The organism is Gemmobacter sp. (genome assembly GCF_016792925.1).
Classification (GTDB): Bacteria; Pseudomonadota; Alphaproteobacteria; order Rhodobacterales; family Rhodobacteraceae; genus Gemmobacter.
In genome coordinates, this window is sequence record NZ_JAEULU010000309.1 from 25,401 (window position 1) to 31,535 (window position 6,135).

Annotated in this window: 7 protein-coding genes; all 7 read left to right on the forward strand. The window is 67.7% G+C overall.

The genetic code is table 11. From position 1 onward, the window contains the following. Positions 1-20: 20 nt before the first annotated feature. The 7 genes from JNN06_RS15150 to JNN06_RS15180 are packed head-to-tail and all read left to right on the forward strand — an operon-like array spanning position 21 to position 6,127. The gene (locus tag JNN06_RS15150; protein WP_291240430.1) at positions 21-185 is read left to right on the forward strand and encodes a hypothetical protein; all 165 of its coding nucleotides are present in this window, start codon (positions 21-23) and stop codon (positions 183-185) included. A gap of 19 nt (positions 186-204) precedes the next feature. Then, positions 205-1,386 carry a VWA domain-containing protein gene (locus tag JNN06_RS15155; protein WP_291240431.1) on the forward strand — a complete coding sequence of 394 codons (1,182 nt, stop codon included), beginning with the start codon at positions 205-207 and terminating at the stop codon, positions 1,384-1,386. Beyond that, positions 1,383-1,724 carry a hypothetical protein gene (locus tag JNN06_RS15160; RefSeq protein WP_291240432.1) on the forward strand — a complete coding sequence of 114 codons (342 nt, stop codon included), beginning with the start codon at positions 1,383-1,385 and terminating at the stop codon, positions 1,722-1,724. The genes JNN06_RS15155 and JNN06_RS15160 overlap by 4 nt, the downstream gene beginning before the upstream one ends. Further along, entirely contained in the window at positions 1,721-2,311 is a 591-nt protein-coding gene (locus JNN06_RS15165) for a VTT domain-containing protein (protein WP_291240433.1), read from the forward strand. Before JNN06_RS15160 ends, JNN06_RS15165 begins: the two co-directional genes overlap by 4 nt. A gap of 37 nt (positions 2,312-2,348) precedes the next feature. After that, complete coding sequence (locus JNN06_RS15170) at positions 2,349-3,047, forward strand: M48 family metallopeptidase (RefSeq protein WP_291240434.1); 699 nt, start codon at positions 2,349-2,351, stop codon at positions 3,045-3,047. A 31-nt stretch (positions 3,048-3,078) separates the two neighbouring features. Then, positions 3,079-5,874: a glutamine-synthetase adenylyltransferase gene (locus tag JNN06_RS15175; protein ID WP_291240435.1), complete on the forward strand. Its 2,796-nt coding sequence runs from the start codon at positions 3,079-3,081 to the stop codon at positions 5,872-5,874. After that, positions 5,861-6,127, forward strand: coding sequence for a hypothetical protein (locus JNN06_RS15180; RefSeq protein ID WP_291240436.1), 267 nt, complete (start codon positions 5,861-5,863; stop codon positions 6,125-6,127). The genes JNN06_RS15175 and JNN06_RS15180 overlap by 14 nt, the downstream gene beginning before the upstream one ends. Positions 6,128-6,135 lie beyond the last annotated feature (8 nt).

Below are 6,135 nucleotides of genomic sequence, written 5' to 3' on the forward strand. Positions count from 1 at the left end.
GCCACCCGAGGGGGCTGCACATGATCGTCATCACCGCCGCGATATTCGGCGCGCTTCTGGGTGCAGGGCGCGCCCGCGCGCATGGCGGCACCACGCTGGACATGGCGCAATGGGCCGCAGGTTTTGCCATCGCCTTTGCGCTGTTGGGCCTGTTCGCCACCATCTTCCTCGAGCGCAGCCTGTAACCGGACGAGAGGGCGCGCGATGTTCCTGCCCTTCTTTGAAAACCTGCGCCGTCACGCGGTGCCGGTCTCGGTGCGCGAATGGCTGGGCTTTCTGGAGGGCATCGCCGCCGGGCTGGTGACGCATGATCCCGAGGGGTTCTATTACCTGGCCCGCACCATTCTGGTGAAGGACGAGCGCCATCTGGATCGCTTTGATCGCGCCTTTGCCGACAGTTTCAAGGGGCTTGAAACCCTCAGCGATGCGGATGTGCTGGCGGCGCTGGATCTTCCGGCGGACTGGCTGGCGAAGCTGGCCGAAAAGCACCTGACGCCCGAGGAACAGGCGCAGATCGAGGCGCTTGGCGGCTTTGACAAGCTGATGGAGACGCTGAAGCAACGGCTGGCCGAGCAGAAGGGCCGCCATCAGGGCGGCAATAAATGGATCGGCACGGCAGGCACCTCGCCCTTCGGGGCCTATGGCTATAACCCCGAAGGGGTGCGCATCGGGCAAGAGACCAGCCGCCACCAACGCGCGGTGAAGGTCTGGGACAAGCGCGAGTTCCGCAATCTGGATGACACGGTGGAGCTTGGCACCCGCAACATCAAGGTGGCCCTGCGCCGCCTGCGCCGCTGGGCGCGCGATGGCGCGGCGGAAGAGCTGGACCTTGACGGCACCATCCGCGCCACCGCCGAACATGGCTGGCTGGATGTGCAGACCCGCCCCGAGCGGCGCAATGCGGTGAAGGTGCTGTTGTTTCTGGATGTCGGTGGCAGCATGGACCACTATATCCGCGTGCTGGAGGAATTGTTCAGCGCCGCGAAATCCGAATTCAAGCATCTGCGGCATTTCTACTTCCACAATTGCCTCTATGAGGGCGTCTGGACCGACAATGCCCGCCGCTGGAACGCGCAGACCCCGACATGGGAGGTGCTGCGCACCTATGGCCCGGAATACAAGGCGATTTTCGTGGGTGATGCTTCGATGTCGCCCTATGAGATCCTGCATCCCGGCGGTGCCAATGAGCATTGGAACCCCGAAGCCGGGCAGCTGTGGCTGGAACGCGCCTGCCAGCAATGGCCGAACCACCTCTGGATCAACCCGGTGGCCGAGGCGCATTGGCACTATACCCAGTCGATCCGCCTTATTGCCCAGATTTTCGGCGGGCGCATGGTGCCGATGACGCTGGAAGGCATCGCGCGCGGCATCAAGGAGCTGCGATGAAGGCGCTGCTGCATCGCCATCCTTTGCTGGTTCTGGCCTTTGTGCTGGCCTCGCTGGGGGCCACCTTCTTTGCCGGGCGGATCGTGTGGAATGCGGTCTACTGGGCGCAGCACCGGCAAGAGCCGGTGCAGCCCTGGATGACGGTTGGCTATGTCGGGCATAGCTGGGGCCTGCCCCCGCGCGAGATCGACGCCCGTGCCGGCCTGCCGATGCCCGACAAAGGCCGTCCCCTGACGCTGCAACAGATCGCCGATCAGCGCGGCGTGCCGGTGGCCGAGATCATCGCGCTGGTCGCGGCGACCGTGGCGCAGATGCAGGCCGAGCGGGCGCAGCCATGACCGACTGGCTGCTGAGCCTGGTGCCGACCTATGGGCTTTGGCTGCTTGCCGCCTGCACCTTTGCCTCTTGCCTGGCGCTGCCGATCCCGGCCTCGGTGCTGATGCTGGCGGCGGGCGGCTTTGCGGCCTCGGGCGATCTGGGGCTGGCGCCGGTGATTGCCGCCGCTTTGGGCGGGGCGGTGGCGGGGGATCAGACCGGGTTCTGGCTGGGCCGCAAGGGCGGTGCGCCGCTGGTCACCCGGCTGGAGCGCGGCGCAAGGGCCGGGCTGATGGGCCGGGCGCGCGGGTTGATTGCCACGCGCGGCGGGCTGGCGGTGTTTCTCAGCCGCTGGCTGTTCTCGCCGCTGGGGCCTTATGTGAACCTGATCGGCGGGGCGATGGGGCAAGGCTGGCTGGGCTTTACGCTGTGGGGCGTGGCGGGCGAGGCCGTCTGGTGCGGGCTTTATATTCTGGCGGGCCGGGCTGCTGGCGGCAATCTGACGGCGGCCTCTGACATGCTGGGCTCGGCTCTGGGGCTGGTCGCCACCGGCACCCCCGTTCTGGGCCTTGGCTGGTGGCTGCTGCGGCTGGCGCGGCGCGGCGAATAGGCTTGCCCTGCCCCGGCTGCCGCCCCATATCTGACCCATGCTGAAATTCGCCCCGCTGATCTTTGCCATCGCTTATGCCTTTGCGATGTATCACTTCTCGGTCTGGCGCACGCGCCAGATGCTGGACCGGCAGTCGCATCCGCTGCGCGACCCGGAGCTGCTGGCGCTGACCGCCCGGCTGGCCGAGGCGCAGGGCATCGCCACGCTGACCGTGCATGTCTTCGATGTGCCGCAGGTGAACGGTCTGGCCGCCTCCGATGGCCGGATTTTCCTGACCGAGGGCTTTGTGCAGAAATACCGGGACGGGGCGGTGAGTGCCGAGGAGATGGCCAGTGTGATCGCGCATGAGCTGGGCCATGTCGCGCTTGGTCATACCCGCCGCCGCATGGTGGATGTGACCGGGGCCAATGCGCTGTTCGTGGTGCTGGCGACGCTGCTGTCGCGCTTTGTGCCCTTGATCGGTGCCCTTGTCGCCAATGCGCTGGCCACGGCGCTGATGGCCCGGCTGTCGCGCAAGGCCGAATTCGAGGCCGATGCCTATGCTTCGGCCCTGTTGATCAAGGCCGGGATCGGCACGGCGCCGCAGACCAGCCTGTTTGCCAAGCTGGCCGCCTTCACCGGACAGCAGGCCGAGCCTCCGGCATGGCTGCGCTCGCACCCTTCGACGGCGGATCGCGTGGCCGCCATTGCGGCCAATGCGGCGCGGTGGCAGGGCGCAAAGGGCGGTGACGGTTGACGCCGCCGCGCGGGGCGGCCAAGGTCGGCCCATGTCACATGCCGCCTTCGCCTCCCGCCTGAGCCGCTCTCCCCTGCCCTTTGATGCCGCCGCCGGGGCCGATGCCCGCGCGCGCTTTGCCGATCTGCCGCCCGAATTGGGGCAGCTGATCCAGGGCACGGCGGGATGTGCGCCCTATCTGAAGGGCTTGATGGAAAAGGAGGAAGACTGGCTGCGCCCCGCACTGGCCGAGGCGCCGGAGCAGGTGCTGGCGGCAGAATTTGTCCGCCTGCGCGCCCTGCCCCCGGATCAACTGGCGCAAGGCTTGCGGCAGGGCAAGCGGCGGGTCGCGGTGCTGACCGCGCTGGCCGATCTGGGCGGGGTCTGGCCCTTGGAAACCGTCACCGCCGCGCTTTCCGATCTGGCCGATCTGGCGACCGATCTGGCGTTGAAGGCCTTCACCGCCGATGAGATCCGCCGGGGCAAGCTGCCCGGCGCGGTGCCGGAAGATGCCGAAACCGCAGGGGGCATGTTCGCGCTGGCCATGGGCAAGGGCGGCGCGCGCGAGCTGAATTATTCCTCAGACATCGACCTGATCTGCCTGTTCGATCAGGACCGCTACGGGACCGATTGGCAAGAGGCGCGCGCGGCCTTCATCCGCGTCACCCGCAAGATGGCGGCGCTGATGTCCGACATCACCGGCGACGGCTATGTCTTCCGCACCGATCTGCGCCTGCGCCCCGATGCCAGCGTGACGCCGGTGTGTATCTCGATGGCGGCCGCCGAGGCCTATTACGAGGCGCAGGGCCGCACATGGGAACGCGCGGCCTATATCAAGGCGCGGGCGGCGGCGGGCGATCTGGCGTCGGGCGCGCGCTTCCTGAAAACCCTCACGCCCTTTGTCTGGCGCAAGCATCTGGATTTCGTGGCGATTCAGGATGCCCATGACATGCGGCTGCGCATCCGCGACCATCGCGGGCTGCACGGGCCGATCGTGCTGGAGGGCCATAACATGAAGCTGGGCCAGGGCGGCATTCGCGAGATCGAGTTCTTCACCCAGACCCGCCAGCTGATTGCGGGCGGGCGCGACCCTTCGCTGCGCGACCGCAGCACCGTGGGGGGCCTCGCCGCGCTGGCCGAGAAGGGGTGGGTGCCCGGTGAGGTCGCGACCGAGTTGACCGCGCTGTATCGCGACCACCGCGAGATCGAACACCGGCTGCAAATGGTGCTGGATCAGCAGACCCACGATATGCCCGGCAGTGCCGAAGGCATCGCCCGCATTGCGGCGCTGTGCGGCGAGGGTGATGTGGCGCGGTTCCGGGCGGGCCTCATGGACCGGCTGACCCGCACCGATACGCTGACCGAAGGGTTCTTTGCGCCCGGAGCCACCGAGGAGGGGCCAGAGCTTTCCGACAGCGCCCGCGCCATTGTCGAGAACTGGCGCAACTATCCGGCGCTGCGCTCGGAACGCGCGGTGCAGATCTTCCGCCGCCTGCGCCCCACCCTGCTGAAATCCTTGCAAAAGGCCGCCAATCCCGATGAGGCGCTGATCGCGCTGGATGGGTTTCTGGCAGGCCTGCCCGCCGGGGTGCAGCTGTTTTCGCTGTTCGAGGCCAACCCGGTGCTGATCGACCTGATCGTCGATATTGCCGCCACCTCGCCTGCCTTGGCGCGCTATCTCTCGCGCAATGCCGCCGTGCTGGATGCGGTGATCGGCGGCAGTTTCTGGGCGGCATGGCCGGGCACGGCCACGCTCCGGGCAGAGCTTTTCGCCACCATGACCGCCCTGCCCGATTACGAGGCCCGGCTGGATGCGGCGCGGCGCTGGTTGAAGGAATGGCACTTCCGCATCGGCGTGCATCACCTGCGCGGGCTGATCGACGCCTTCGAGGCCGGGAAAAGCTATGCTGATCTGGCCGAGGCCGTGGTTTCGGCGCTGTGGCCGGTGGTCTGCGCGGAATTTGCGCGCAAGCATGGCCCGCAGCCGGGCCTGGGCGCCTGTGTGCTGTCGATGGGCAGCCTGGGCGCGGGGCGGCTGAATGCGGGTTCGGACCTTGATCTGATCGTCATCTATGACGCAGGCGAGGCCGAGATGTCGGAGGGGCCGAAGCCTTTGGCGATCCGGCCCTATTTCGCCCGTCTCACGCAGGCGATGGTCACGGCGATGACGGCGCAGACCGCCGAGGGGCGGCTTTATGAGGTCGATATGCGGTTGCGCCCCTCGGGGCGGCAGGGGCCGGTGGCAACCTCGACCGAGAGTTTCCGGGCCTATCAGATGGACGACGCCTGGACATGGGAGCATCTGGCGCTGACCCGCGCCCGGGTGCTGGCGGGCGAGGCCGATCTGGCGGCGCGGGTCGAGGCGATCCGGCGCGAGGTGTTGGCCGCCAAGGCGGGCGGCGCGGCTGTGCTTGCGGATGTGGCCGATATGCGGCGGCGCTTGCAGGCGGCCAAGCCGCCAAGCGGCGCATGGGATGCCAAGAACGGACCGGGCCGCATCATGGATATCGAGCTGATGGCGCAAACCGCCTGTCTGCAACTGGCCGATTCGGCGCGGCGGGTGGAACAACAGCTGCGCGCGGGGGTAAAGGGGGCAAAACTGTCGGTTTCCGACGAGAAGACCCTGCTGGAAAGCTACAGATTGCTGTGGCGGCTGCAATGCGCCAGCCGCCTGCTGGACGACAAGGGGGTCGACCCCGGTTCGCTTGGCGAGGGGGCGCGGGCCTTCCTGCTGCGCGAGACCGGGTTGGCGGATGATGCGGCCCTGTCGGCGGCGGTGCTGGCGGCCTCGGATGCGGCGCAGGCCGTGATTGAGGTGCATCTGGGAGGTGTGGATGCAACTGAATGAGGCAGACCCCAAGGGGTTGGTGCGCGAGAGCTACAATATCGAGGGCATCACCGAGGCCGAGTGCAAGTCGATCTTCATCGACTGGGCGCTGAGCCTGAAAACCACAGACAGCGCGGGGGCCTTGCAGGCCTTGCTGGATCATTACGCGCCGGGGCGCGCGGCCCATCCGATGAGCGCGGTGCTGGAAGCGGCGCTGACCGCCCCGCCCGAGCCGAAGCGGCGGGGGGGACGGATCGGGCGGATGGGCGGATGACAGTCGAC

What these genes read in the sequence shown, in the direction of transcription:
- JNN06_RS15160 (WP_291240432.1), top strand. Translation starts at nt 1,383, where the DNA reads ATGAAGGCGCTGCTGCATCGCCATCCTTTGCTGGTTCTGGCCTTTGTG.
- JNN06_RS15150 (WP_291240430.1), top strand. Translation starts at nt 21, where the DNA reads ATGATCGTCATCACCGCCGCGATATTCGGCGCGCTTCTGGGTGCAGGG.
- JNN06_RS15155 (WP_291240431.1), top strand. Translation starts at nt 205, where the DNA reads ATGTTCCTGCCCTTCTTTGAAAACCTGCGCCGTCACGCGGTGCCGGTC.
- JNN06_RS15170 (WP_291240434.1), top strand. Translation starts at nt 2,349, where the DNA reads ATGCTGAAATTCGCCCCGCTGATCTTTGCCATCGCTTATGCCTTTGCG.
- JNN06_RS15175 (WP_291240435.1), top strand. Translation starts at nt 3,079, where the DNA reads ATGTCACATGCCGCCTTCGCCTCCCGCCTGAGCCGCTCTCCCCTGCCC.
- JNN06_RS15165 (WP_291240433.1), top strand. Translation starts at nt 1,721, where the DNA reads ATGACCGACTGGCTGCTGAGCCTGGTGCCGACCTATGGGCTTTGGCTG.
- JNN06_RS15180 (WP_291240436.1), top strand. Translation starts at nt 5,861, where the DNA reads ATGCAACTGAATGAGGCAGACCCCAAGGGGTTGGTGCGCGAGAGCTAC.